The 26,656-nt window shown below is 71.3% G+C and carries 16 protein-coding genes and 1 pseudogene; 3 read left to right on the plus strand and 14 right to left on the minus strand.

The window, feature by feature from the left end:
- Window positions 1-63: 63 nt before the first annotated feature.
- From ACZ5U5_RS02405 to ACZ5U5_RS02460, 12 genes are all read right to left on the minus strand, one after another.
- The gene (locus ACZ5U5_RS02405) at window positions 64-2,124 is read right to left on the minus strand and encodes a TOMM precursor leader peptide-binding protein (RefSeq protein ID WP_469015234.1); all 2,061 of its coding nucleotides are present in this window, start codon (window positions 2,122-2,124) and stop codon (window positions 64-66) included.
- Entirely contained in the window at window positions 2,121-2,870 is a 750-nt protein-coding gene (locus ACZ5U5_RS02410) for an ABC transporter permease (protein WP_469015237.1), read from the minus strand. The genes ACZ5U5_RS02405 and ACZ5U5_RS02410 overlap by 4 nt, the downstream gene beginning before the upstream one ends.
- Window positions 2,867-3,799 (minus strand): ABC transporter ATP-binding protein, encoded by a 933-nt coding sequence (locus tag ACZ5U5_RS02415; protein ID WP_469015239.1) that lies wholly within the window; start codon window positions 3,797-3,799, stop codon window positions 2,867-2,869. Before ACZ5U5_RS02415 ends, ACZ5U5_RS02410 begins: the two co-directional genes overlap by 4 nt.
- A gap of 30 nt (window positions 3,800-3,829) precedes the next feature.
- A complete protein-coding gene (locus ACZ5U5_RS02420; protein ID WP_469015242.1) occupies window positions 3,830-5,083 on the minus strand; it encodes a site-2 protease family protein in 1,254 nt (417 codons plus the stop codon).
- Window positions 5,076-6,161, minus strand: coding sequence for a lantibiotic dehydratase C-terminal domain-containing protein (locus ACZ5U5_RS02425; protein ID WP_469015244.1), 1,086 nt, complete (start codon window positions 6,159-6,161; stop codon window positions 5,076-5,078). Before ACZ5U5_RS02425 ends, ACZ5U5_RS02420 begins: the two co-directional genes overlap by 8 nt.
- A 1-nt stretch (window position 6,162) precedes the next feature.
- The gene (locus ACZ5U5_RS02430; RefSeq protein WP_469015247.1) at window positions 6,163-8,925 is read right to left on the minus strand and encodes a lantibiotic dehydratase; all 2,763 of its coding nucleotides are present in this window, start codon (window positions 8,923-8,925) and stop codon (window positions 6,163-6,165) included.
- Between the two features lie 22 nt (window positions 8,926-8,947).
- The gene (locus ACZ5U5_RS02435; protein WP_469015249.1) at window positions 8,948-10,627 is read right to left on the minus strand and encodes a nitroreductase family protein; all 1,680 of its coding nucleotides are present in this window, start codon (window positions 10,625-10,627) and stop codon (window positions 8,948-8,950) included.
- 64 nt (window positions 10,628-10,691) lie between these two features.
- The gene (locus ACZ5U5_RS02440; RefSeq protein ID WP_469016870.1) at window positions 10,692-12,656 is read right to left on the minus strand and encodes a TOMM precursor leader peptide-binding protein; all 1,965 of its coding nucleotides are present in this window, start codon (window positions 12,654-12,656) and stop codon (window positions 10,692-10,694) included.
- 61 nt (window positions 12,657-12,717) lie between these two features.
- Window positions 12,718-14,976: a TOMM precursor leader peptide-binding protein gene (locus ACZ5U5_RS02445; protein ID WP_469015252.1), complete on the minus strand. Its 2,259-nt coding sequence runs from the start codon at window positions 14,974-14,976 to the stop codon at window positions 12,718-12,720.
- 43 nt (window positions 14,977-15,019) lie between these two features.
- On the minus strand, window positions 15,020-16,945 hold the full coding sequence (locus ACZ5U5_RS02450; protein ID WP_469015255.1) for an AfsR/SARP family transcriptional regulator: 1,926 nt from the start codon (window positions 16,943-16,945) through the stop codon (window positions 15,020-15,022).
- A 185-nt stretch (window positions 16,946-17,130) separates the two neighbouring features.
- Window positions 17,131-17,880 (minus strand): hypothetical protein, encoded by a 750-nt coding sequence (locus ACZ5U5_RS02455; protein WP_469015258.1) that lies wholly within the window; start codon window positions 17,878-17,880, stop codon window positions 17,131-17,133.
- A 137-nt stretch (window positions 17,881-18,017) separates the two neighbouring features.
- Window positions 18,018-19,763 (minus strand): protein kinase domain-containing protein, encoded by a 1,746-nt coding sequence (locus tag ACZ5U5_RS02460; protein WP_469015261.1) that lies wholly within the window; start codon window positions 19,761-19,763, stop codon window positions 18,018-18,020.
- 268 nt (window positions 19,764-20,031) lie between these two features.
- On the opposite strand from ACZ5U5_RS02460, the pseudogene ACZ5U5_RS02465 reads away from it, so the two are divergent.
- Window positions 20,032-20,247, plus strand: a pseudogene (locus tag ACZ5U5_RS02465) (ATP-binding protein); the annotation flags it as partial.
- Between the two features lie 96 nt (window positions 20,248-20,343).
- Here the strand turns inward: ACZ5U5_RS02465 and ACZ5U5_RS02470 are convergent.
- Window positions 20,344-21,063 carry a hypothetical protein gene (locus ACZ5U5_RS02470; protein ID WP_469015263.1) on the minus strand — a complete coding sequence of 240 codons (720 nt, stop codon included), beginning with the start codon at window positions 21,061-21,063 and terminating at the stop codon, window positions 20,344-20,346.
- Window positions 21,064-21,485: 422 nt separating this feature from the next.
- On the opposite strand from ACZ5U5_RS02470, the gene ACZ5U5_RS02475 reads away from it, so the two are divergent.
- Complete coding sequence (locus ACZ5U5_RS02475; RefSeq protein WP_469015266.1) at window positions 21,486-22,139, plus strand: CHAP domain-containing protein; 654 nt, start codon at window positions 21,486-21,488, stop codon at window positions 22,137-22,139.
- A 499-nt stretch (window positions 22,140-22,638) separates the two neighbouring features.
- On the opposite strand, the gene ACZ5U5_RS02480 is transcribed toward ACZ5U5_RS02475, so the two are convergent.
- A complete protein-coding gene (locus ACZ5U5_RS02480) occupies window positions 22,639-23,334 on the minus strand; it encodes a FadR/GntR family transcriptional regulator (protein WP_469015269.1) in 696 nt (231 codons plus the stop codon).
- 572 nt (window positions 23,335-23,906) lie between these two features.
- Here ACZ5U5_RS02480 and ACZ5U5_RS02485 point away from each other — a divergent pair.
- Entirely contained in the window at window positions 23,907-26,528 is a 2,622-nt protein-coding gene (locus ACZ5U5_RS02485) for a helix-turn-helix transcriptional regulator (protein WP_469015272.1), read from the plus strand.
- Window positions 26,529-26,656 lie beyond the last annotated feature (128 nt).

Below are 26,656 nucleotides of genomic sequence, written 5' to 3' on the forward strand. Positions count from 1 at the left end.
CCGTCCGTACGGCATGCTCCGCCGGACGGGGCGCCGCGTACGCCCCGGTGATCCGTTCCCCGGTCAGGGGAAGGGGTGCGGTACACGACGGATCTCGGCGTCGGAGAGATCGGTGTCCCGCCACCCCGCCCGGCGGAAGGCGGAACGCAGTCGCGGCGTCCGCAGGGCGCGCTGCCGGGACCATCCGAAGTCGATGGGCAGCAGCCCGGGCACGATCGTGCAGACGGTCCGCAGCCCGATGCGCTCCTGCTCCGGTGTCGTCTGGTCGACGACGACGACATCGAACCCCGCGTCCACCAGGGCGTCGCGGCAGTGCCGTACGTCGTCGAGCAGATCCGGCCGGCCGCCGGAACCGCCGCGCGTCCGTCCCGTCCCGTAGAGCTCCGCCATCGGCAGCGTGCGCGCCGGTGCGAGGTACTCCGGAGCGTGTCCGGCCATCCCGGGCAGCCCGAACAGCCGGGGGTGGTCGCTCAGATTCCGGACGAGGGAGAAGTCGTTCGCCATCGCTTCGAGCGCGTCGCGCTCCTCCTGGACCTGCCCCGGAAGGTGCGGGATGTAGGTAAGGACCTCGGAGAGGGCCGCGCCGACGGCGAGTTCGGGTTCGAGCGCGGAGCCGGCAGCGAAGGAGAGCCTCCCGGGACCGCCGTCCCGGCGCGACGCGAGGGCGGTGACCACCGGTACGGGCAGGTCGATCCGGTTGTCGAAGGCGTGGATGTCGTAGCCGAGGAGCGCCGCACGGTCCACCATGCCCCGGATGACGGCGCTGTCCAGCGTGTCCAGGTCGATCCGGGGAAGCTCCGCCCGGCCGTACCAGGCGAGCAGGAAGGCGTCCCGCTCGATGAGTTCGAGGAGCCCGTGCAGCACGGCTTCCTCCAGGCAGCTGCCGATGGCGCAGCCGTTGGAGCACTCGAAGACGAAGTTGTCGGCGGCGATCCCGGCGCTGTAGTGGGCCAGCCGCGCAGGCACCAGGATCGGCCGTTCGTCCCGCAGCGAGTACCCCCGCACCCACGGGATGGCTGCCGCGGGGTCGAAGGGGCTGACCATCGGGTCGTCTCGGTACGTCTCCTCGCTGTACTCCCCGCAGTTCCTCGGGTCCAGGGCCGCCTCCGCCAGGTTGTCGTAGGAGTCCACCAGAAGCGGCCCCCTGCGGCGGCGATGGGTACCGGCGTACCGTTCGAGGCCTTCGAGGAAGGCCAACCCCCTGCTGGTGGCGAATGAGTTGGCCTGGCCGCTCCAGGTCACGTCGGAGAGGCCCGCGTAGCCGCGTACGAACACGCTGCCCGCCACCGGGGAGGTGGTCGGTGACGTCACATTGATCCAGGTGCCGGCGCCGAGCGCGCCGCAGACGGGGTTGGCCAGCGCGAGGCTGGGCAGCTCGTAGGCGGTCACCGGGCGCAACCGGTAGGTGTCTTCCGCGGGCTTGGGCCGGGAGCGCAGAACGGGTTCGGTCGCCTCCGCCGCCGGGTGCAGGGGGGCGCAGGCCGGGCAGAGGGGTTCCGGCAGCAGGGGGAAGGTCCGAACCCGCAGTGTCTCCAGGTCGATCCGGGAGACCCGCGGCAGCCCCGCGTCTCCCGGTCCCCACGGCCCGGCGACCTCCTCCGCCGGCGTGGCCGGCGCCAGGACGACGGCTTCGTACAGGTCCCACACCGCGTCCACGAGGTACCCGGGGAACAGCGGCCAGCCGGCCGGCGGTGTGCAGGGGGCCGGCTGCCACCCCTGCCCCGCGGCGGCGTGCGGGGCGGCGAGTCGGGTCCTGCCGCCCGTCTCCAGGGCGTCCCGCTCGGAGCGGGAACGCAGCCGTTGCCAGCGCATCGCCAGGCACTGGCCGCAGGCCTCGGACGCGCCACCGCCCCAGGGGCCGACAAGCACGGCCTGGGCCGTCAGATGGACGTCGGCCGCGCGGCGCAGCGCGATGTCCTGCCCCGCCGCGGCGTCGAGCGCGTCGGCCGCGCCCAGGGCCGCGACCCGTGGCGGCGGTGTGCCGGGCGGGCGGGCTGACGGAGAGTCGGCGAACCGGTCGGCCAGCGCCCGTTGCAGGGTGCGCCGGGCGGTCTCCAGTGGCGTCTTGACGTCGTTCGCCGACAACGGGAGATCGGCTGCGAGAGTCGACGAGTCAGTGTTCATATGGAGTTGCTCCAGCGGAAGGTCTTGGCGGCGATCACGGAGAAGACGACCCCGAAGACGGCCAGGACACCGCAGGACACGGCGATGCCCGCAAGGTCGTGGCGGCCGGTGAGCGCACCTGCCACCGCGTCGTTCATGGGACGCAACGGCAGGATGTTCGACAGCGTCCGCACCCATGGCGGCAGGTACTCCAGGGGCAGGAACGATCCGGATAGGAAGGCCATCGGAACCATCAGGCAGTTGGCGACCGCCGCGACCGCCTCGGGCGTGTTGGCGAGGGAGCCGATCACGGCACCGATGGCGAGGAAAACGGTGACACCAAGGACCATCACGGGGACGAGCAGCGGCCAGGGTCCGTTGATGCGCAGACCCAGCAGAACGCCCACGGCAACGGTCAGCAGGGTCTGCCAGCCGGCGACCTGGAGTGCCACGGTGTAGCGGGCACCGAGCACGGAGCGCAGCGGTGCCGGCGACATCCTGATCAGCCGCAACAGGTCGTTGTTGCGCCACTGCATGAGCGTGAAGCCCACACCGAAGACAGCGGCGTTGGCCACGCCCCAGGACAGGACGCCGGAAGCGATGTTGTCGATGTATGCGCCTCCGTTCCCCGACACCTCCTGCCCCCGGTAGAGCAGCCCGAAGATGCAGAGGAAGACGAGGGGGAAGACGAAGGTGAAGAACCGCGCGGTCCAGTCGCGGGAGGCGGCGCGGGAGGTGGCCCGGGTCAGGACGGAGTAGGCGCTCATGATGCGTTCCTCGTTCCGGTGAGTTGCAGATAGACGTCCTCGAGCGTCGTGGACCTGGTCCGGATTCCGTCCAGCCCTGCGATCGCGCCGATCTCCGCGAGAACGGGGCCGGTGCTGCGGGTCCGCAGGACCACCGCGCCGCCTTCGACGGTGACTTCCTCGACACCGGCAATGGCGTGCGCGCGTTCCACCGAGAGCCGCTCGGCCGGAACCAGGAAGCTGGTGGCGCCCGAGTGCTCGCCCACCAGGGCGTGCGGGGCTCCGAGGGCGACGACCGAGCCGTCGACGACTATGGCCACCCGGTCGCACAACGCCTCGGCCTCGTCCAGGTGGTGGGTGGTGTAGACGATGGTGCGGCCCATCGCCTTGAGCGTGCGCAGCGTCTCCCACAGGGCGCGGCGCGCCTGCGGGTCCAGTGCGGCGGTCGGTTCGTCGAGGAACACCAGCTCCGGCCCGTGGACGAGGGCGGAGGCGATGGCCAGCCGCTGGCGCTGGCCGCCGGAGAGGTCCTCGACCCGTTCCTCGGCCTTGCTCTCCAGCCCGACCAGGGACAGCGCTCCGTCAGCGGCGGGGGCCTCGCAGCCGAAGAGCCCGGCGACGGTGACCAGGTGCTCCCGGGCCGTCAGCCGGGGGAAGAAGGCGGACTTCTGCGTCTGGGCCCCGACCCGCGGCAGCAGGGCCGGGTTGCGGGGCCACGGCTTCCGTCCCAGGACCGAGATCTCGCCGGAGTCCGCGATGCGCAGCCCCTCCATGATTTCGACGAGGGTGGTCTTCCCTGCGCCGTTGGGGCCGAGTACGCCGAAGAACTCGCCGCGTTCGACCTCCAGCGAGACCCGTTCGAGGGCCTGCACCTTCCCGTACCGTTTGCTGACGCCGTCGAGCTTCAGGGCCGGTCCCGAAGTGGTGTCCACTTCGCTCACCTCATCCATTCGTTCCGTTTGCTGCGCGGTACTGCGGGTTCACCCGGGCTCTGCCGTCCTGCCTCGTGGCCTTGCGACCGTGGCCGCCACCATCAGTGCGAGCAGCACGGTCGGCACGACCGTGGCTGCCGCACCGAACCGGTCGGTCAGGAAGTGCCGGCACAGCAGCACCCCTCCCGTACAGGCGCCGAGGACCAGCAGCGCGGAGCCGATCGCGTAGCCCAGATAGGCGAGCCGGACAGGGCGTGGGTAGCCGGACACCGTGGACCTGGCGTTCTGTTGACGTTTCGTCAGCAACTGCAGATACTTGCGGCTCTCCGCCGCGTAGTCCGACATCCCCAGGACATGGCTGAGGATCTGGTAACCGTCCAGTGGGGGCAGCGGGACCAGATTCAGCAGCGCCTGGCCGGTACCGGCCAGGAGCAGGGCCGCGGTGGCGTCGCGTGCGGGGTGGCCTGGCGGCAGGAGAGCCCAGAGCGGGTAGAAGGGGAGCAGGAAGAGCAAGTTCGCCGCGGCGCCGGCGGCGGCGGTCGCCACCTGGTGACGGCGGCGCGGGAGATACATGTAGTTCTCGACCTTGCAGTACATGATGATCATGGGCAGCCGCCAGCGCAGGCCGATCTCCGAGACGGAGCCGCCGAACCAGCCGGCCACCACACCGTGCGCGAGTTCGTGCAGGGCGAGGCTCACCCAGAGCAGGACCGCCACCGCCGCGAGGGAGGGCAGGTGCAGCACGGCCCGCAGCCCTTCCCTGCCGAGTTCGCTCCCCCGCAGGGCCATCCCGATCTCCATCGCGGAGACCAGCACCAGTGCGAGGACGAGGAAGAGCGGGGTCCGGGCGAAGCCGGTGAGCCGGCGCAGGCGTTCCACGCAGGCCACCGGGTCGGCGACGAGACGAACGTCGCCCCGCAGGAGGGTGTTGCGCCGGTGCGCGCCTCTGCGCCCCGCGGGCCGCACCGTCCCGCTGCCCGGCCGCCCCGGCGGCGAACCGACCAGCAGTCCGCGGCTGTGGAGCAGTCCGAGCATCCGCCGCCAGTGGGCCTGCGACAGCGCGAAGCCGAACTCCCGGGCGTAGGACTGCTCGATCTCCGCGAGGCTTCGCGTCCCGTCGAGCCGCGCGATGATGAAGTGCTCCTTCACGCCGACACGGAAGGCGCGCCCGTTGCACGGGTCCTTGAGCATGTGCACCCGGACCGCCCCACGCCGCAGGGCCGGGCTGATCAGGATGTCCGACCGCAGTGCGGGCTGCCCGCCCGCGTACGCGACGCCCCCGGTGTGCCCGGGCTCATCCATCGCTGCCACCAAGGGCACTGGTCTCTTCCAGGGTCTCCCGGAGCGAGCGGCCGAGGATGTGTGCCAGGTACGCCTCGTCGCGGATGGTGACATGGAGCCGGTTGTTCGTCATATGCATGTACGGGGACAGCAGCCGCGGCAGCGCGGCCCGCGGGTCGGTGATCGTCCCGCCGGGGGCGCCGTCGCGCGGGGAGAAGACCAGTTCGCCGCGGAGCGCGAGAGCCGTGGCCCGCTCGCGGAGCTCCGCGCAGTGCGCTGCCCAGCCGCGCAGGAAGGACGGCAGATGCGCGGTGGCACCGTCGGCGATGCAGGTGCGGATGACCGTGAAGCGGTGGCGCAGCTGGTCGGCCATCCGGTCGTAGGTGCGGTCGTACTCCTGCGTCCCGATGAACCCGGTGTCGGGGAACGCCTCGTGCCAGAAGGTGTAGTAGCGGTCCAGGTACTCCGCCAGCGCGTCCGGTCCGTCCACGAAGGTGGCGGCCATGACCATCATCAGCTGCGACGATGTGCCGAGCAGCACGGTCCGCAGATGGAGGTTCTTGGTGCGGAGTGCTTCGATGACCAGGTCGCTGGAGTGGCGGAAGTGCCACTCCGCGAGCTCGATCCCGGCCGGGCCGCCGTACTTGTCGAACTCGGGCTCGTAGACCTCGCGGTGGCAGGTGTTGTTGGGCCGCAGCTGCATCCGGCCGTCGGCGCCGAGGAACCTGGGACGGTCGTCCTCGGGGATCTCCAGGTCGAACAGGGTGTTGTACAGCTCGTTGAGGAAACCCGGGCCGACCTCGTAGAGCGCGGGACGCGCCCGGAGGAAGCCCTCGACGGCCCGCTCCGTGCGTTCGCGCACCTCGTCGGCGGCCGCCTCATCGACCGGCCGGAGCCGCAGACGAACGTGCGGTCCCTCCAGCCAGTAGTTGATGAAGAAGTAGCCGGCGAGCAGCCGGTCCGCCGTGAGCGAGTCCACCAGGGGTCTCACGCATTGGAGGAGGAGGGGCTGCGGATTGGCGGCGTAGAAGATGTGGAAGGCCTGCCAGGCGCCGGGCTCGCCGGTGCGCGTGGTCTGCGGCTGGTGCGTCGCTGTCATGTCAGGAAGTCCGAGTCGTGAAGGTCTCGACGGCAATCTCGGCCACATGGCGGCCGCGTCCGGAGCGGGCGGGCAGGTTGTCCTCGTCGGGGAGCATCTCCCGGAGCACCACGGTGGCCCCGGGGTCCTTGGCCAGGCTGTGGAAGGCGCCCAGCGACAGAGGGCTGTCGAAGTCGACGTACTGGGGCTTGGAGCCGCCGGCCCCTCCCTGGGTGAAGGAAGCGAACACTCGGCGGGGGATCCGGTGACCGCGACGCCAGCGGTTCCAGTCGAGGAAGGCCTCGTCCTCCGCCGTGTGGGGGGTCGGCAAAGGGAGGTCCCGGACCGTCGCCGTCCAGCTCCGTCGGCTCAGCACGATGGAGTCGTGGCGCACCCGCGGCCGGAAGGTCACCCCCCGGTCGGGCCTCCCCTCGGGCACACCGTCCCAGAGGTCGAGCCGGGCACGGGAGGTGGGCGAGAGCAGGAGCAGCGTCCGCGGGATCTCGGGTAGCGCGATGGGCACCAGGTACCCGAAGTACAGCGGCACGACCGTCCGTTGCAGCCTCGTCGAGTGCAGGACGAGGCGGTCCGACTCCTCGTCGTGCCGGAGGCAGAGGTCGTCCAGGTGAATGCGGTTCTCCTCCGGCACCGAACTCGTCTCGCCCGGGCAGACGATCTCGTAGTCGGCCAGCCGCCCGTGCAGATTGAGGTTGCTGCTGACGGGGCCGCCGGTGAGTTCGGCGAACACCGTCCCCTCCGGTTGGAGTTCCCGCGCCGAACGGCGCAGTGCATCGCTCAGCGACGGACTCCGGACCCCGGCGTCCTCAGGGCCGCCGGCGCCGGCCGGCGGGTCGAAGCAGTGGGTGAAGCGACTGAAGGGGAAGGACAGCGCCCCGAAGGACTGGTTGAGCACCAGGAGCGGCTCCCCGTCCTGCGCGGCGGGCTGCAGGAAGTGTGTCTGCGCCGTGAATTCCGCCTTTTGCGGGCCCAGTTCGGCCGCCACTTCAGCCAGCAGGCCCGCCTCGAGGAGGAGCTCGTCGTCACCGTCCGCACGGCCGTCCCACGCCCGGCGCATGCCCTCGACGAAGCGTTCACGAGCCCGGTCCAAGGCGGTGATCCCGGGCAGCCCGAGCCAGTTCTCCTCGGCCAGGTGGTTGCCGTCGTCGTCGAACCTCTTCCGGCGGGAGACCACGGTGAGGTACTGGTCGAAGAAGTCCTCGTGGAAGTCGTGGACCAGCTTCAGCAGGTCGTCGCACCGGCCGCCGCGGCCGTAGCGTGCGACGAAGAAGCCGGTGAAGGTGATGCGCTGCGCCAGGGTCAGGTCGAACGCCGGCATGGCCGCCTCCAGACGGCGCAGTGGGTCCGCGACCGCCTTCTCCCAAGCGCTGCCGGCCACCGGCACCGGCTCGTCGCCGACCCGTACGTCCTCGTACAGCAGGGTTTGCGGGAGCGCTGCGCCGCCTTCCCCGGCGGCTTCCAGAGCGGCGCCCAGTCCGCTCCTGAGGTCGGAGAGCAGCGCCCGGCGGGTCGCGGCGTCGGCCGCCGGATAGCGGTCGATGCAGGCGATCGGCGCATCGAGCGCGGCCGCGAGTTGCCGGCCCCAGGGCCGGTCCAGGGCGCTCACGGCGTCGCGGAAGGACTTCAGAGGATCCGGGCTGTGGACGTCGGTGTGCAGGGTGGGCACGTGCATCATGCCCAGGTCCAGCAGGGCCGCGAGATAGCGTTCGCACTCCTCCGGTTCCGCTCCCGCGTCGGTCCCGAGCCAGTGCACGAGCTCGTGGTACCGCATCGTGGGACGTTCCTCGAACCGGGCGAGCATGCGTTCCAGGGTGCCGCTGCGGCGAAGGAAGAACAGTTGGTCCCGTACCGCGTCGAAGGTGACGGCCGCAGTGTCGTCGCCCGCGGCCACCCAGCGGCGGACATACCGCACGCGGTCGTCGTCCCGGACCCAACCGGAGGCCGGTGCGAGCGGCAGATCCGCCCGCCGCACGGGGTCCGCGGCGATCCGGTCGGCGAAGCGGCCCAGCACAACGGTGTTGAGCCGCGGATGGCTGGACCAGGTGGACGGCAGCTCCAGGCCGAAGGCATCCTCCGAGGTGGGCGGGGCGAACTCCCCCAGTGCCACCCCGGTGAAGGTGCTGAAGGGGCTGGTCTTGCAGGCGGTGCGGTAGAGGTACGCCAGCAGAGAGCGTTCGATCTTTCGTCCGCGCTTGTCCGGCCGCGCGGAACCGCTGCGGACGAAACGGTCGAGCTGGGCCTCCAGGGTCGGCGACGCAAGCAGCAGTCCGAGCCGCAGTCGCTCCTCCCCCGCCAGCACGCGCAGTTCGGCCCGCGTCGCGGTCAGTTCGCGCTCCAGCAGACCGGCGCCCTCCGCGCGCAGTTCGTCCAGGGCTCGCCGCGCGTCGAGCCAGAGCGCCACCCCGTCCGCCGCGGACGCGCTGATCAAGGTGAGAAGCGCCAGGGCCGCGTCCGGGGTGGCCGGCATCCGGTTGTTGAACAGGTCCCGCCGCAACCGCAGCAGGTCCCGGCGGACCCGGTCGTCCGGGTGTCCATTGACGAGGGGGTGGAGCAGCTCGCTGAGGTCCGCCCCAGCGGCGGTCAGCCGCTCCTCCTCGTCGAGCACCAGGTCCGCCCAGCGCCGGGTGTCGGGGCAGCGAAGGGCCTGCACCATCTCGATGGGCAAGCCCGCCAGGCGCAGCATGCAGCGGCGGGACAGCGCCCAGGAAGCACTGCGCCCCCCGGCGCCGACCGGCTCCCGGGATACCTCGGAAACGTCGTGTGTCACTGTTCCTCTTCGGTCCATCGGCTCAGGCGATCTCGTAGCGGACGTCGGCAGCGAGCGGGTCCTCGCGGCCGATCATCGTGATCAGCAGCGGTGCCTCCCCTGTTCCGGAGAGCCCCAGCTCCTCGATGTAGGAGCAGTTGTCGAAGCCCAGGGCCACACCGCCGCCCAGGCCCAGGGCGGCCGCGACCGTGTAGAGGGTCTGCGCCAGGGCCCCGACCGTTCCGTTCACCAGCCGGTATCCGCGGTCGCCGACGGCGTCCAGCACTGCTTCCGCTCGGATGGTGGGCACGATGACGGCGCCCGCCTGCTCCAGGTTGTAGTTGGAAAGGAAGTAGTTGCGCTGGAGGAAGTCGCCCGAGTCTCCGGGGCGGACGATCCGGAGGTCGCGGTCCACGCTGTGGTAGGCGTACACGGCGGGCTCGATGTCCCGCACATGGTTGACGAAGGCGTAGACCTTCAGCAGGGCCGGGCCGCCGGCACCGGTCGCGTCACTGTCCAGCGACACCGCCGCGAGCGCGGACAGCACGGTCGACAGTTCTTCCGCCCTCATGGGCCGGCGTGCGTCGAACCGCCCGAAGCTGCTGCGGCGTTCGCGCAGTGCCTGCCGAACCTCCATGCCGACGGGCAGGGGCGCGGGCAGCGACCTGCGTCCCATTCCGGCGGCAGCACGAGTCGCCGCGGCGGGGGCGAGCGCGGTGGGCTCCGGCCGGTCCGCCGCACCTTCGAGGGTCGCCTCGTGCATCCGCTGGACCGCTTCGAACCGCTGAGTCCGGCGGGAGCGTTCGCTGTCCCGATGCCGGACGGTCGCCGCGGCAGGGCCGTTGTCGCCGCGGCGCGACTTCGCTGCCGGAGCAGCACGCCGGGCCGCCGGCGCCCCGGCCCCGGTGGGGAGGGTGTGCCGTTGCACCGGCTCCGCCCCGCCGGTGGCTCCGGGGCCCTCCCAGGCCAGCGGGATGACCGCGAAGACCCCCTCCTCGCCGTCCGGAAGTCCCAGGAGCCGCCCCAACTCGCGCTCGTCGAACCACAGAGCGGGCTCGATGCGCAGCCCGCGGGCCCGCGCCCAGAGCCGCCAGGTCTGCAGCAGGGCACCGACATCCATGCTGACGACGTGGTAGCAGAAGCTGTTGTACTTGAAGGAGTTGGTCCAGTACTTGACGCCGAGCACGAGGAACTGGTCGGTGTGCTGGGCCGCTTCCAGCCCGCCCAGCGTGTCCCGGACGATCCCGGACACATCCCCGGTCAGCAGCCGCTCCATGGCGTGATGCGTGGTGGAGTAGTGATGCACACCGGGCGTCATCGGGCCGCCGGGCCCCGACACCCAGTAGGTGCTGACGGGGTACAGGGCTCCTCCGGAAGCAGTACCGCGGGACCAGTTGGCCTCCGTGTAGAAGGGCAGGGCGGGCAGGTCCGAGTTGCTCTGCACGCCGAGCCGACGGCCCGTCAGTCCGTATGAATGGAGCAGCATGTCGCCGAGGAGCGGCAGACTGAAGCGGCTCTCCGGCATCGCGGGCGGCGGGTAGAGGCCCTGTTCCAGGGTCGCACCGGTGAGTGGTCCGGCGTCGGGCAGGGGGAAGGAATCCACCCCCGGGTAGAACTTGCCCTTGCGCGGGCGGTCGGACCAGTCCGGCTCGAACCGGGCGGGCTCCATGGGGACTCTGCTGCGCTGAAGAACAGCGGACAGATAGTCATGAGCGAATCCCATGACGTCCCTCCTTTCTCGTTCGTGGGCGGTGGATCCTCGGCGCATGCGCCGTGCGACCGCCGGTTCATGGGAAGGGGTGCGGAGCGGGGTTGACCTCCTCGGGTGCGAGGTCGTGGTCCCGCAGCCCCGCCTCCCGCAGGGCCGTACGCATCCGCGGCATGTGGGGAGCGCGCTGCCGCCGTCGGCCGAAGTCGATGGGGATCAGGCCCGGAACGATGACGCCGACCGTGTGCAGTCCCAGGTCCCGCTGCTCGGGGAGCGTCTGGTCCACGGCCACGACGTCGTAGCCCGCCCCGGTCACCCAGGACACGCACTGCCGCAGGTCGTCCCGGAGGTCCGTGGAGACCGGCGGTACGGACCCGTTGCCGTAGAGGTCGGCCATGGACCTGCGCGGCCGGCTGGGTCCGCCGGGCTCGGCCAGCAGGAAGTCGGCGTACCGCGCCATCTCCGGGAGGCCGTAGAGCAGTGGATGGTCGTGCAGGACCTCGACCCGGTCGAAGTCCGCGGCCATCCGACGCAGTCGGGCCTCGCTCTGCAGGGTCCTGTCGACCAGGTTGACCGCGTCGGTGGCGATCTCGCAGAGGGCCGAGTCGAGTGCGGACTCGGGGTCGAGCCCCGCGCCGGCGCCGAAGCACAGAGTGCCCATGCCCCGGTCCCGGCGGACGGCGACCGCGGTGACCACCGGAATCGGGAAGGTGATCCTGGTGTCGAAGAACCGGGCCTCGTAGCCGTACATGGCCAGCCGGTCCACCATCCGACGGGTGGCCGGGCGGGCGCTGGTCCGCGGGTCGATCTCCGGAAGCCGCGCCTGCCCGTACCAGGAGAGGAGGAACGCGTCGCGCTCGACGACTTCCATCAGCCCGAAATAGAGGGCCTCTTCGAGGCAGCCGCCGGAAGCGCAGCCGTTGGAGCTCTCCTGGACGAACCGGTTCTCCAGGCCGCCCGGCGCGTGATAGTACGTCAGGACTTCGGGTACGAGCACCGGTTGTTCGTCGCGCAGGGACCACCCCCACACCCAGGGGATCTCCCGGTCGCTTGAGAACGGCTTCACCTGCGGGTTGTCGCGGTGGAAGGCGTCGGAGTACAGACCGCACTCCCGCGGGTCGACCCGCGCCCGGTCGCCGAGGGCGTCCAGCGAGGCGACCACCTCGGTCCGCTTCGCCCGCGGCCGCATCCCGGCAGCGCGCTCCAGCCCTTCCAGGACGCCGATCCGTGTGCTGCGGCGGAAGCTGTCGGCGTGCCCGCCCCAGAAGGTCTCGCGCAGATAGTCGCCGGACCGCAGGGTGAAGCAGCCGACGGTGGCCGAGGTGGTCCTGGAGGCGACATCGTGGACGACGGACGGCCCGAGCGCCCCGCAGACAGGGTTGGCGAAGGCATCCACATCCAGGTCGTAGTCGTCGATCCCCCGCAGCCGGAAGGAACCGGGGGCGTGCTTCGGCGCGGCACTGAGCGTCAGACGTGCCCCCTCCGCGGTGTCCGGGACGCTGCGTCCGCACGCGGGGCACTCCGGATCGGGCACCAGCGGGTAGCTCCGTACGGTCAGCCGCTCCAGGTCGACCAGGCAGATCTCCGGGAGGGCAGCGCTCCCGGACGCCTCCGCGCTCCCCTCCCTCGCCCCGTCCCCGGTCCCCGGCAGCGCACTCCCGCCCGGCCCTCCCCTGCGTTCCAGGTGCGCCGCGATCAGCGCCGCGAGGGTGTCGGCGGCGAACGGGACACGGTACGGGGACGGACCGGCAGCAGTTGTTTCCCCGCCCTGTTCCAGGGCGTCCCGCAGGGAGAACGAGCGCACCGCCTGCCATCTGCGCGCCAGACAGCGCGGACAGCCGGGGCCGTCCGAGCCAGGCCGGGGCAGTGGACCCACGACGGCGTGGTGCCCGTAGAGGTGGATCGCGACGGGCTGCTCCCCGGACGGTGGTGCTGACTCGTCAGCAGGTACGGACAGTTCGTCCCGGACGCCCAGCAGGGAGATTCCCGCAGCGTCCGGGACCAGGCCGTGTGAGATCAGACTCGGGCCGAGCAGGGCGGACATACCGGCCCACGGGCCGCCTGGCGGGCCCGCCTCGGACGCTGCCGTCCGGCGGGTCAGCGGGTCAGCAGTCACGGCCGTCCTCACTGCTGAGCAGCACCCGGACGGTGGTGATCCGGCACCCGTTCAGGTCGGCGGACGTGGTCGGAACGATCCACGCGTCGCGGCCGCTCCCGTGCAGTCCTCGCAGCGCCCTCCGCCACGAACCGTCGGCCGCCGACAGGGCTTCCTGTTCTCCCCCGCAGACGAGCGTGCCGGCGTCGAAGGCGGCCATCAGCGGATCACCGGTGTCGACTCGCTCCCCGTCGGGCAGTTCGCGTGCCAGCTGCACGCCCCCGAGGAGGTCGCGTACGGCACCGACCGCCGCGGCATGCAGGCTGAAGTCCGACCCGAGGGCCCATTCCGAGTGCCCGTTGTCGGCGTTCCTGGTCCGTGCCAGCAGGACGTGCGCCGAGGAACGGCCGGCCTCGCCGAGGTCCAGCAGCTCTACCTCGACTCCGAGGTTGTCCGCCGTCCGGCTCAGGAATGTGAGTTCGGGGTCCGCCTCGGTCGGCCGGAAGGAGACCCGGCGCACCCCGCTGCCGTCGCGGACGGCCCGTTGCAGAGCGTCGTGGGACAGGGCCGAGAGCAGCCCCCGCCGGGCGGCTTCCGCGGGCGATGTGCCCGCTCCGGTCCCGGCCCGGGTGGCGGAGAACACCGCGTCGCGGTTGTGCGGGCCGAAGGGGTGCACGGCGGCCGTGGGCAGCAGCGCCGGCCGCTCGGTGACCAGCGAGGTCGCCCGCATCCACGCCGATACCTCCGGGGTGGCCGACGCGGCGGCGCCCTGCGCGGTGGCCAGCGCCGGGGCCTCGACACGGATCGGCGGCTCCTGTTCCGCCTCGGTCCCGGTCCGGGTCACCACTCCGTGGGTGGGGACCACGTGGTCGGCGTACAGCTCGGCCGCGGAGAGCAGCGCACGCATCCGGGCTCCCGCGACGTGGTGGACGTCGAAGGCGGCGATACGGCGCAGGGACCGGTGGCCGACCGAGAGCCGGAGTGTGCTGATCTTGAGCGGCGTCTGGGTCAGCGACTCGTCGTCGAAGGAGCGGAACACCCCCGTGCCCGGCTGCACCAGCGCGGCTCGGGCGTTCAGTTCCTCCATCACCGTCTCTGCCCCGCTGTCCTTCTCGGCGGATCCCGGCCCCGACGCGGCGGCCACGGCCGGGTCCGGTGCGCCGGGTGCCCAGGCCGAGGGGTCAGGCGACGCCGGTGCGCAGGCGCAGAACGGGCACCGGGGATGCGGTAGCAGCGGCTCGGAGACCACATCCAGGGAGGCCATGTCCTGGATGAGAACCTGACCGGCCGTCTCCGCCCGGAGCGCTCCGCTGGAGGCCCGGAAGATCTCGTAGCCGAGCAGGTTGCCGATCATGGCGGCGAGCGGTCCGCTGGGTGCGCCCTGATCGGGCCCGGTCTCCCGGCCCAGGCAGACACTGCTCCAGACGTCCGCGGCTTCCCGGGCCCCGCCGTTGCCGCCGAGCCGCAGCACCGCGCACGCCCAGCACCCCGTGGTGCCCCGGCCCATCGTGGGCCCCACAACGATCCGGTCCCCGAAGGTCCATGCGGGAAGCAGGGTTCGCCCCTCCGGGACACCGGCCTCCAGCAGGGCGTGGATCCGGCGCGGGCCGCTCGGACCGCCGGTCACCACGACGGTGTCGTACCCGTCGAGGTCCGACCAGGAGAGCGGGCCGCCTCCGTTGACGATCGTCGCCAGCTCGGCGGGGCAGGCTTCGCGGGTCAGCCGCACGGCCTCCGCCCGCACTTCGGCGAACGCGTTCTCGGGGGTGTCGATGTCCGGGAGTACCCCGACGGTGGCGCATCCGTTGCGCAGCAGGCTCACCACGCACCAGCGGGCCACCGGATCGTCGCCCAGCACGGCCACCGCGGTGTTCCGGAACTGCTGGAAGCGCCGGTGCGCGCCGTCCGCGTAGTGGTCGATGTACGCGATCTGGGAAGCGAAGCGACCGACCACCGCAGGGTCCATTCCTGCAGGGTTGTCGTCGCCCGGGGGTACGTCGCGGGCGAACCCGTGCTCGTACAGCGTGCTCACCAACCGGGCCACCATGCCGCGACGGTCCTCGGGAAGCTCCGCGCAGAGATCCGCCACGCAATTCTCACCGTTGAGGAACGGCACGATCAGGGAGGTGAACCGATAGGCGGAGGCGGCCTGCAGATGGAAGCCGCCCTGGGCGTTGTGGAACAGGACGCCCCGTGGCGTCTCGGTGTAGAGCACGTCGCGCTGGATCCGCGGCCGGGTGTCGGCGACCGCTTCATAGGCTGCAGCCATGGATTGTCACACTTCTCTCGTGGGCGGATCGCATCCGCCCGATTCAGGGACGGCGCGGGTGGACCGGCCAGGCACTGGTCGGTCCGATGTCCGAACCGGCGGGGAACACATCTCTCGCCTCCGGCGGACCTACGGCGTCCGGATGGCAGGCGAAGGCACGGAGCAGACCGTGCATGGTGTAATGGCGCGGCCCGCCTTCGAGCAGCCCGGCCTCGGCCAGGTGCTCCAGGACGGCTCCGGCAGTCCGGTCGGCGACGCCCAGCGCGGAAGCGCAGTCGTCGGCCGAGAACCGCTGCCGCGCTGACCGGGCGATCAGCAGGAACTGCTCGGCGAACCACCGGTCGACGCGGGCCAGGGCACCGCCGAAGACCTGCCGTACGGACAGAGCGGCGTCGTCCGGCAGCGAGAGCCGGGAGACCGGGTCCTGCCGAAGCCAGTCGGCGCCCTCCTCGACCGTCAGCTCCGGGCGGGTGAGCAGGAAGGCCGCCGCGATTCGCAGAGCGAGGGGGTAGTGGCCACAGACCTCCGAGAGTGCCCGTACGGCCTCCGGTTCACGTTCTGCCCGCGCGCCGCCCAGCATCGCGGTCACCAGGGCGAAGGAGTCGTCCGGCGCGAGAGTGCCAAGACGGTGCACCCGGCAGCCGTGTCCTGCCGCGAGGCCTGCCAGCCGCAGCCGGGTTGTCACGAGGACGGCGCTGCCGGGTTCGGTGGGAAGGAAGGGCAGCACCTGTTCCGTGCGTACGACCTCGTCGAGAAGGAGCAGCATGCCCGCGGGTACCGGTGGCAGCGGCTCGTGGGCCTCTTCACCCGTTGGATGCCGGGGGCCGGTTGTGCCGGCCAGGGCCTCCCGCCAGGCGTGCGCAGCCTCGGCCGTCGGAAGCGGTGCCCCGTCGTCCCGGCTCATCCGCAGCAGCACCCGGCCGCCGGGAAAGGTCCCGCGCACCTGGTGGGCCGTGTGGAGCGCGAGAGCGGTCTTGCCGATTCCCGGCGCACCCGACAGCACGACAAGAGCCGGTTCGGACTGCGTGCCCGTCAGTTCCCTTGCTATCGCGCTGCTTTCAGCCTCGCGTCCACGGAAGGAGGGGACGAGCGGCAGCGACGGCGAACATCGGGACCGACCCGGCGCCGGACCCGCCGGCAAGGCGGTCGGAACATGTCGGGAGAGGGCCGGGGAGCCGAGGTCGTGGCCGCGGAGGATGGCCATTTCCAGCCTCTGCAGGCGGGCACCCGGATAGACACCGAGTTCATCCCGCAGATATTCCTTGACCCTGCGGTACTCGGTCAGCGCGTCCACCTGCCTGCCGCTGCGGTGCAGAGCCTCGATGAGCTGCTCCCAGAAGCGTTCCCGGCCGGGGTGGGAGCGGATCACCGCCCGCAGGTCGGGCAGCACTTCCAAGCAGCGTCCTGCGGAGAGTTCGAGGTCGGCCAGCCGCTCCACGACGGACAACCGCTCCTCCATGAGCTGCGACACCTCGTCCCGGTGCAGGGCGTCCGAGGGGACGTTGGCCAGCAACGGGCCGCGCCACAGCGAGAGGGCCGCACGCAGCAGACCAACTTCGGCCGGCGATGCCTTACGGGCCTGCGCCGTGCGGACCAGGGAACGGAACCGCAGCAGGTCCAGGCTCTCCGGCACGGCCGCGATGCGGTAGCCGCCGGGGATGTACTCGATGGTGTGGTCGGCTATCCCGTAGCGGGCGAAGAGCCGTCGCAGCCGCTGAATGCAGGTGTGCAGGGCCGCATTCGCCGTGGACGGCTGACGCTCCCCCCAGATGCTCTGCCGGAGGTGGTCCGTGGACACCACACTGTTGGGATGCAGCAGCAGGGTGGCCAGTAGCGAGGTGGGCTTGGAGGGTTGGAGGATGACCTCGTCGGTGCCGTCCACGATGCTGAGCGGCCCCAGGAGCCGGAAGCCGAGCGCCGGGGGCCGGCAGAGAGGGTCCTCGGCGCGGTGGTCAGGTGCATGAGTCATGAGGTCGGTCCACTTCGTGCGGTCCCGTACGTGCCGTCACACCGTCGTCACGTCGGGCACGGAGATGTGCTTGATGTAGGCGTCGTCCCCGCTGGGCCAGTCGTTGTCCGCCTCGGTCGAAGCGAGGGGCAATCTGTCAGGCGCCCCAGTTCACGGGAACGCCTGGTCAGAAGAATGAGTGGTACCTACTCACCGCCATCGGTCCGGGCCCGCCGCGCGGGGCGGTGGCAGCTGTAGTCGAGGTCCACCGAAGCGGTGGGGCCGGGCGGGGAGGTCACTTCGAGAAGGGCACGGGCATGCAACCGGCCGCGTCCGTGGAAGGACCACGTCGTCTGCACGGAGACGGCCCTCTCCCCCTCCCGTACGGCCTCGTGCAGCGGAAGCGACTTGCTGCCGTCACTGCGCTTCCACCGGTAAGTGAGCGTTCCACCACCTCCGTTGGTGCGGATCGTCCCGTGTACGGTCACCGTCTGGTCGCAGCCCGGATCCCGGATGTCGGCGGCCACGCGCACGTCGCCGACGTAGAGGTCCGCCGGGTGGCGCGGCCAGAGGTGCCATACGACGGCACCGGCGACGAGGGCTGCGACCAGATACCAACTCAGGCCGGGGAGCAGCGGTCTGCGTTCCGCCCGGCGGCGGCCGCGCCCACGGGCGCCGCGGACCGCGAGCCGCTGTCGCTCCCGGACGGCGGCGCCGTCGGGGACGCCCGGGCCGAATCCGGTCCGGGTCTCCCCGACCGTCGGCGGCCCGGTGCCGACCAACGTCGCGGAGAGAGTCCCATGATCCGTGCGGAGAAAACCGGGTGACGGTCCGTCCGCCAGGTCGACCGTTGGGATCTCCGCCGCATGGGCCCTCGCGCGGGGGAAGGGCTGCTCCCGGGCCAGGGTGTCCAGTTCGACCGTGACGTCGAACGAGGAGTCCGCCAGCAGGTCCAACGGCGCCGTGTCCCACGGAAAGATCTGCAGTCGGGGGTCGGGCCGACCGCGGTCCCCCGACCGTGGAGCCCCCGGATCTACCGCACCGGCCCCGCTCCCCCGTCCGACCGGGTCCACGGTGGCGTCTTCGGGCCCGTTCACCGCGGCAGGCATGCCTGGGTCCAGCCCGATCTGTACGGCCTGGCGGCCTGGGCGCCGGGCGATGTGGTGGCCAGAACCCCACGGTACGACGTGCAGTTGAGAGCGTCGAAGAAGTGCTCGACGGCGATCGTGTAACTGGTGCGTCCCTGGAGCACGAAGGTCTGCGGGCCACCGTCCCGGTCGCCGGGTGCCCGGGCCGCACTGCCCTGGTACGCGTCGTACCAGTTCACCGTCAGCCTCACCGGCTCCGAGCTGTCGGTGGTGACGCTTATGGTGGCGGTGGCCCGGCTGTTGGCCCCCGCCGTGAAGCCGGTGACCCCGAGGAAGCTGACGCGGGCCTCCGGCACGCTGTCGGTGGTGGGCTTCGCCGACTCCGGTGCGGGGTCCTCGGATTCCCCCTGCGGATCGGCCGACGGGTCGGCCCCGGTCTCCGCCGGGGCACCGGTGGTGGTTGCGGAAGAGGTTTCTGCGGCCCCGGGATCGTCCTGGACGGTGACCGCTTCCTCGGTGGCCCCCGACGTGGTGGCGACGCCCGCGGTCGGGCTGCCGGTGCCCTTGGCCGGCCGCCCCGAGGCGGAACCGGGTGCCGGAGGGGACTCGGCGGGCGGCGTGTCCACCGGCCCGGCGACCTGTTCGGTGGCCTGCGGGCGGAGGCTCCCGCCGTCACTGCCCTGGGTTGCCATCGAGGCGACCGCGCCGAGAGCCAGGACGGCGGAACCGGCCGCGAGACTTATCTGCATCCGCTTACCGGGCATTCTGCGCCGGAGGGCACCCGCCGTCACGGCCGAGATGCCTTCGGGCCCAGTGAGCAGCGTGGCGGAGCTGTCGGACCCGCCGGAGCCGCCCGTGCCGGGCTCCGGGAGCAGGGCGAGGAGTGAGACCAGTGCGGCGAGGGCGCGGCGCCCTCGCTCCTCCCAGTCACCGCCGCACACCGAGCGCGCCACAGGTTCGAGCTCGGCGATGAACTCCTCGGCCGACGCGGGGCGTTCACTGGAATTCTTGGCCAACCCCCGAAGGACCAGACCCCGTACCTCTTCCCGGACTCGGTCCACGGGCACCGGCGCCTCGATGTGCTGCACCGCCAGGTCGGAGACCGTCGTACTGAGGAACGGCGGTGTTCCTGTGAGGCATTCGAAGAAGGTGGCCGTCGCCGCGTACACATCGGCCTGCGGGGAGGGCGGCAGTCCCTGCCACTGTTCGGGCGGCATGTAGGCGGGCGTGCCGGCAGCGTTCGCGGTGTCCCCCTGCCGCACAGCGATGCCGAAGTCCACCAGCCGGGAAATGCCGTCCTCGGTGACGAGGACGTTCCCCGGCTTGTAGTCGCGGTGCACCAGGCCCCGTTCGTGGGCCGCCGCCAGCCCCAGCAGCGACCCCTTGAGGACCGCGAAGGCAGCCTCGGCGGGCAACGGCGCATGCGTCCGCAGCATGGCCCGCAGCTCCGCGCCCTCGACCAGCTCCATCACCAAGGCGACGCCCTCGTGCGTCTCCAGGTACTCGTACAGGGCGACCACGTGCGGGGTGTCCAACCTCTCCAGCATCCGTGCTTCCGCACGGAAGCGGTCGAGCAGCTGCCCGTCGTCGCGGACCCCGGCACTGAGGTACTTGATGGCAACCGGAAGGCCCGTCCCTTCGTGCACGGCCTGGACCACGCGGCCGGTCCCCCCGGTCCCGAGCTCCCGGACCGGGTGGTAACCCGGTGCCGTCCACTCGGCCTCCCCGTCCTTGCTCAACCGATCGTTCATCTGCGGCTCCCCCCGGCCAAACTGCGTGTGCTGTGGTGTTGTGGCAGAAATCCCGGGCGCCACGCGGCACCCTCGGGGCGTCAGGTCGTTGCCCTGTGATGTCTCATCGTGTCGATCTCCGCCAGGCCTGGCATGAGTAGTGACTACGCATTTCGTCCGGGCGGGTTTGAACGCCGAGGCGATGGCCGCGGCCCCGCGCGGACGCCCGGGGGATGTCGCCGGGAGGAGCCCGAAGGGGCTCCGGCGCGATCTGCCGGCCGGCGTCGAGGGGGCCCACGTGGTGGACGACCAGTGGTCGATGCAGGAGCACGGCAGCCAGGCCGTGGTGTGTCAGGCCGCCATCAACCCGGTCGTGGCGCTGGAGCTCGTGGCATCGGGCGCCTGGGCGGGGAGCGGTGTTCTCGGCTCCGAGACCATGCCGCCCAAGCCATTCCTCGAGCTGCTGACGGAGTACGGCTCCCCATGGGGTCTGCGGGAGAAGTGACACAGCACGCCCGGCCGCACCGCCCCGGGGCGGTGCGGCCGGGCATCACCTCCTCACCGGGGCTCCCGGTTCATCGGCTTCATCGGCGCCCGCTGTTCACAGGGTGCTCTCGATGGCGACTGTCGCGGTGTCGCGACCGATCGTCAGCTTGCTCTGCGGCAGATTGCTGGCGTAGCAGCTGTACTGCGCGATGCAGAGGTTCACCGACCGGGCCATGTGCGAGTAGTAGGGCGAACCCGCACCCGTGGTGTTGAACCCGATGGGCCCACCCACCGGAGCGAAGGTCACATCGGTCACCAGCGCCTGCGGATAGGCAACGGACGACTTCTCGGTGAAGTAGTCGCTCCGGTTATACGGGGACGCGGTGATGACGCGAGTGGCCTCCACCGTGTTGACCTGGTTCGCGGTGCACCAGGAGAAGGAGTGGTGCCATGTGTAGAGCGTGTCGCCCAGGTAACTCTTCAGCGTGATCGGACGGTCCACGCTCCGGCACACCTCCTGGAACGCGGAGAGCCCCGCCGGACCGGCTGCGGCCGACGACCGGGAACCGGCCCCGGCCTTGCCGGAAGGCGCTTCGGCCTTCTTGTAAACCGACTTGCCGACCTCGACCGACACCGGCACCGTACGGGCCAGTTGCGGGTCGTTCTTGATGATGGCGAGATCGGCGGGCGTCGCCTTGCCGTTGACGGCATGCCGGATCGCGGTTTCCACCTCGGCGCCCCCAGGCTTGTCGGCAGCCGATGCGATGCCCGGATGACCCAGGACCGCCAGAGCAGCAGTGGCCGCCAAACCGACGAAAGCAGTACTCGTCCTCATGTTCCCCCCTTGGGAAATCTACGGTGGTATTTGCCTCTCACCGCAGTTTGATTTGATCTGATGAGAAAGAACCTCACATAGGCGGTAAAGCAGGCACGAGAGCAACCGCTACTCAACTCCTGATCACTCCGAAGTCTCCTCTCTGCCCACTCCTCCGTGCCCTTTTGCCGATCAACACCTCTGACTGACAAGGGAAATGACGGTCCATCAACCGCAGGGGGCACAACTCGCCGCCGACGAAAGACCGGCCAGGCCCCTTGATCGTTCTGAGTAACGACGGCTCATGTGCGGTGCCACTGGGACAGATACATTCGGCAAGCCATAACGAAAGCGGGTGGCACGCGTGCCACCGGCACCGCGCCCCGTCCTGCAATGCCCGTCACCGGACGGCAGCCTCTCCCCCACCCCTGAAAGGGCGAACCGTGTCCCGCAGGCTCTCCCGCAGCACACTGACGACTTGGGGATGCGCGGTCCTGCTCTGCGCTTCCGCCGCCCCCTGCGCGGCGGCGCAGAATCCGGCGCACACCACGATGACCGCGGTCACTGCGGATGCCCAGCAGGACGAACGCACCGCGATCGCCGACCGGTCGCGATCCGCACTCACGACGCCCGCCGGCTTCCGTCTCACCGCGGGTGGCGAGACCTTGCTCAGCGAACCGGCCCCCGGAACCAACTACCTGGGCCGGGACGGCAGCAACGCCAACCTCAACGCCTACAACAACTACAACGGCCTCGCCTGGTGCGGCTATTTCGCCGCAGCCATGTGGGACCACCGGGGCACGCCGGCGAACTACCCCGGATCGCAGTCCTGGCGCACGGACCTCGGCAGCCGCTTCCACGCCTATGCACCGGGCGAGTTGCCGGAGACCGGCGACGTCCTGGTCTGGACGGATACGGGCGACAGCAGCCACGGCCATGTCGGAGTGGTGGTGGAGGTCGACGGCACCACGGTCATCACCGTCGAGGGAAACACGGGCGATCACAGCGACAGCGTGTCGGAGCGTAACTACACCTGGTACGGTGCGGGCCCCGAGCGTGCCGGGAAGACCTTCCGAGGCTTCGCCTCCCCCTTCTGACCCGCCCCCGTTCCGACGTACACCCGCCTCCCAGAACTCTCCGTCCCGGGGCAGGCTGCCCCGGTCCCACCCGCCCGGGACCGTCCGGCTCCCGCGCCGCACGTACTGATCCCCCACAGCTGCTCGTCCCGATTGCCCACGCCGTGCGTTCCGATCCGTTCCGGACCGCAGCTGCTGATGCGGTGGGCCTTCAGCTCCGTGGACCCGACCGTACCCCCCCGTCAGCGGTCCACGGTGGTGGCGCCCGGTCCCGCGTCAGGGGCCGGGCGCCTGCGTTTTCCGCGTTGGTTCTGTTCAGCGGTGGGGGCTGCGGTCCGCCGCGGCAGTGAGGTGAGGGACCACCGGGGCACCTGCGTTCCGCTTGGGATAGCGAGCGGGGACGAGCGGATACCGCTCGCCCGGATCCGGGCTCGGCGCGCCGGACGGTCCGGACAAGGAGGGCAGGGTCGCCGTCATGATGCGTGCGGTGTCCGCCAAGCACGCCCGGACACCGAACGGTTCAGGACGGGGAGGGCAGGGCCGCCGCCATGATGCGTGCGGTGTCCGCCATGTACGCCTCGGACGCGTCGCGTGCCGCCTCCGCTTCGCCCGCGCACACGGCCTCCGCGAGAGGGCGCAGCCGGCCCGCGGCCGCTGCCGCGTCCCGGAACGGTTCTGCCAGCAGGCTTCGGACCGGTAGATAGGCATTGAGCAGTGTGTTCGTCAGCAGCACGTACACCCGGTTGTGAGAGGCCACGGCCAGGACGCGGTGGAAGTCGGCGTCGGCGAGCTGGACCTCGTCCACGGACTCCGCGGCCTCGACGATCTTTACCTGCCGGCGCAGTTCACCGCGATCCCGGTCGGATGACTCCGCCGCGGCACGGGCCGCGATCAGCGCTCCGACGCTCTGCCGCGCCTCGAACACCTCGGCCATCCATGTCGGATTCTTCATGACAATGGCGGGCAGCAGGTCCGCGCTGCCGAGGCGTAGGAAGTCCCGCACCCGGGTGCCGACACCGTGACGGGTCTCGACCAGACCGGCATGAACGAGACGGACGAAGGCGTGTTTGAGCGTGGTCCGGTTCACCCCGTACCTGGCGGCGAGTTCACGCTCCGGCGGAAGCAGACTGCCGACGGCGTACCGGCCTTCGAGAATGTCCTCCTGCAGGCGGCGTTCGAGCTGGTCGACCGCAGAATCCCGAGGGATCGGATCCACTGTCACCACTGTCCTCTTTCCGGTTGTCCGAGGCGGGTTGAGCTGTGATTTTTGCAGTGGCCCAGTCACCGCACAAGTGACTCCGGGACAGCGTGCGGAGTCCACTACAGGAGCAAGCAGGAATCTTGACGCTCCGCGTGGATGTGTGCGTGACTTGAACAGACCACCCAGTGGCTGGACCACTGAGCCACCATGGCGCAGAGGAGCTGATCATGTCCTTGTGCTCGGGACGATTCCCGGCATCGGGCACGCGGGGACCCCTCGCCTCAACTCGCCCCCGGCGTGCCCCGATTCTGGAGTCGATCGCCTTTCGGTTCGCGATCGGCTGGGTCTAGCTGCTTTCACCGGCTACTGGCCCGGACGCCTGCCCCGGGCCGATCCCGCCGCGGTTGCACCACGTCCTCCCTCGCGCCCGTGGGCCGAGGACCACCGCGCCATCCCCGCGGGCCCCTCCCCGTTCTGCCCGCCCTTGCCACCCCACGTGCCTTTCCTGCTGCCACGTCCCCCACGCCCCCGGGCGACGACGCCGCGCGGCGAACTGTCGCACGACCCGTCGCTCCCTGGAGGAGCACATGACCACACTCCCCCTCGCACCGCCGTGGCCCCTCGTCGGCAGGGCCGACGAACTCGGCGAAGTCACCGGGCTCCTCAGCACTCCGCACAGCCGCGGAATCGTCATCTCCGGACCGCCGGGCGCAGGCAAGACCCGCCTCGCGCACGAGGCCTGGGAATGGGCCGGACGGCGCGGGCACCCCGTCGTCCGCGCGGCGGCGACCCGGGCCTCGCGCTCCGTACCGTTGGGAGCGCTGGCGCCGCTGCTGTCCCCCCGCCCGCGGGACCGGGTCGCGCTGCACGTCAGGCGCCCTCGGCCTGCCGAGGGCCCGGAACAGCACCGGCCCGTACTCCTCATCGACGACGTCCACCTGTTGGACGACGCCTCCGCCGAACTGCTCCGACCGCTTCTGGCATCCGGGGAACTGCTGCTGATCGCAACCACGACCGCCGAAGGCAGCCGGGGGACCGCCGGCGGCCGGATCGCCGAGGACCTGCACCCTGTGAACCTCCGGCCGTTGTCCGGCAAGGTCGTGCAGTCCCTGCTCGAAGACGTTCTGCGCGGCCCGGTCGAGCGGCGTACGGCGCGGCATCTGCACGGTGCCAGCGGGGGACGGCCGCTTTACCTCAAGGAGCTCGTCACGGGGGCTCTGACCGGTGGCGAGCTGGTGTGCGAGACAGGTCTGTGGCGGCTGGCCGCCACCCTCGCACCACCGCCCCGCCTGGTGGAACTCGTCCGGTACCGGCTCTCGACCATCGACGAGCCGGGACGCGCCGTACTGGAGGACCTCGCCCTGTGCGGACCCGACGCAGTGATCCACTTCCCGCGGGACGTCGTGGAATCGCTGCGCGCGGCAGGGCTGGTCCGCACCCACGGCAGCGGGCGGGAAGCCGTTGCGGAGCTGGCGGACCCGCTGGACGGCGAGGTCCTGCGGACGACCGTCCCCGTGCACCGGTCGCGCCGGATGATGCTGGCGCGGGCCGAACGCACCGAGACGGGAGGCGTCCCGGCCGACGCGGAGCTGTTGCGCTCGACGCTGTGGCGGCTCGACGCGGCGGCCGGGGTGCCACCCGAGCGTCTGACCGTGGCTGTCGAACTCGCCCGCGCGGTACACGACTTCCCGGCTGCACTGCGCCTCGCCGGCGCCTTGGTCAGGGCCCGCCCGGATGCCCTGTCCCATCTGCTGCTGGGAGAGTTCCGGCATGCGTGCGGCTGCCCCGAGGATGCCGAACAGGCACTGGCCCGCGCCCTGGAGCTGGCGACCACCCCCGACGAGCGGCTGCTCGGGGTGGTGCTGCGCACCCAGAACCTGGCCCAGGGCCTGCTGCGGACCGGCGAGGCGTTCGAGGTCAATGCCGCCGAGCTCCGCAACGCCCGCGACCCCGCGATCCAGGCCGTGCTCCGTGCCAACGAGGCCTCGCTGTGGACGCTCATCGGCGACATCGACCGGGCCGGTGCCCTGTTGGAGAGCGTCGCGGCCGAGGGCGGTGATCGATCGGCTCTGATCGCCGCGGTGCCGAGCGTCTACTGCCTGTCCGAAGCGGGCCGCCCCGACGAGGCGCTGGCCGCCGCGGACCGGCACCGCGAGCGGCCCGAGTGTGCGCGCGCCGACAGCGTGGCCCATCCCGCGCTGCTGCAGAGCGCCGGCGCCCGGGCACTGGCCGAGGCGGGCCGGCTGAAGGAGGCCGAGAGCCTGGCCCACCAGGCATACGACCACGCAGTCGACACCCGTGCGGTGATGGCGCAGATCCGATCGGCGACCGACCTGGCCTGGATCTGCTATCTGCAGGGCAGCATGACCCGGGCCAGGTACTGGTTCGCCTCCGTGGTGTCGTGCTCCCGGGATCAGGGATTCCTGTCCGGGCTCTGGGCCGGTCTGGCCGGGCGGGCGCTGGTGGATGCCGTGACCGGCCACCTCGACGACTCCGACGACGCCTGGGCCGAGGCCCGGCGCATGCTGCCCGACGGGTGGCAGCGCCCCGAATGCCTGCTCGTCGAGGCCTGGCGGACCGCTGCTCTGGGACGGTTGGGCGAGGCGCGGGCCGTGCTGCGCACCGGGGCGCGCTCGGCCACCGGGACAGGACTGCTGACGCTGGCTTCCCACCTGCTCTTCGACATCGCCCGGCTGGGGGACGCCCACGGAGCCCTGACGGAGCTGACCGAGCTCGCCGACCGCTGCCCCAACCCGTTCATCGCCCTCCGTGCCCGCACGGCCCGGGCGCTGGCCGAGGACGCGGGGGACGAACTGGAGCGGTGCGCAGAGGACGCGGAGTCCATGGGCGCCCTGCTGGTCGCAGCCGAGACCTGGACCGCGGTGGCGGGTACGCACACCGCGTCCGGAGCGCACCGGAAGGCCGCGCGGTGCCGGGCCGAGGCGGAGCGGCTTGCCGCGCACTGCGGGGCCAGCACCCCGGGCCTGACCCCGCACGCGGTCCGCGACAGTCTGACCGGCCGGGAGATGGAGATCGCTCTGCTGGCGGCCAGCGGTCTGGGCAACGCGCAGATCGCCGAACAGCTGGCGCTGTCGGTCCGCACCGTCGGCAACCACCTCCAGCGCGTCTACTCCAAGATCGGCATACGGGGCCGACCGCTGCTCAGGGAGGCGCTGCGGGGCCAGCCGGTGCTGCCCGGGAGGGCGTGAACCGCAGCCGGCGCCGGTCGGCAGGGGCAGCGATCGTCCGGCGATGAGCAGCGGGTGGGCGGACCGGATGAGTAAAGAGTGCTCATGTGCACGACGGACGGAACGGCCATGCTCTTCAAGGTTTGGTA

This window comes from Streptomyces sp. NPDC033177, assembly GCF_055577715.1.

What these genes read in the sequence shown, in the direction of transcription:
- ACZ5U5_RS02405 (WP_469015234.1), bottom strand. Translation starts at nt 2,124, where the DNA reads ATGAACACTGACTCGTCGACTCTCGCAGCCGATCTCCCGTTGTCGGCG.
- ACZ5U5_RS02410 (WP_469015237.1), bottom strand. Translation starts at nt 2,870, where the DNA reads ATGAGCGCCTACTCCGTCCTGACCCGGGCCACCTCCCGCGCCGCCTCC.
- ACZ5U5_RS02415 (WP_469015239.1), bottom strand. Translation starts at nt 3,799, where the DNA reads ATGGATGAGGTGAGCGAAGTGGACACCACTTCGGGACCGGCCCTGAAG.
- ACZ5U5_RS02420 (WP_469015242.1), bottom strand. Translation starts at nt 5,083, where the DNA reads ATGGATGAGCCCGGGCACACCGGGGGCGTCGCGTACGCGGGCGGGCAG.
- ACZ5U5_RS02425 (WP_469015244.1), bottom strand. Translation starts at nt 6,161, where the DNA reads ATGACAGCGACGCACCAGCCGCAGACCACGCGCACCGGCGAGCCCGGC.
- ACZ5U5_RS02435 (WP_469015249.1), bottom strand. Translation starts at nt 10,627, where the DNA reads ATGGGATTCGCTCATGACTATCTGTCCGCTGTTCTTCAGCGCAGCAGA.
- ACZ5U5_RS02440 (WP_469016870.1), bottom strand. Translation starts at nt 12,656, where the DNA reads ATGTCCGCCCTGCTCGGCCCGAGTCTGATCTCACACGGCCTGGTCCCG.
- ACZ5U5_RS02445 (WP_469015252.1), bottom strand. Translation starts at nt 14,976, where the DNA reads ATGGCTGCAGCCTATGAAGCGGTCGCCGACACCCGGCCGCGGATCCAG.
- ACZ5U5_RS02450 (WP_469015255.1), bottom strand. Translation starts at nt 16,945, where the DNA reads ATGACTCATGCACCTGACCACCGCGCCGAGGACCCTCTCTGCCGGCCC.
- ACZ5U5_RS02460 (WP_469015261.1), bottom strand. Translation starts at nt 19,763, where the DNA reads ATGAACGATCGGTTGAGCAAGGACGGGGAGGCCGAGTGGACGGCACCG.
- ACZ5U5_RS02470 (WP_469015263.1), bottom strand. Translation starts at nt 21,063, where the DNA reads ATGAGGACGAGTACTGCTTTCGTCGGTTTGGCGGCCACTGCTGCTCTG.
- ACZ5U5_RS02485 (WP_469015272.1), top strand. Translation starts at nt 23,907, where the DNA reads ATGACCACACTCCCCCTCGCACCGCCGTGGCCCCTCGTCGGCAGGGCC.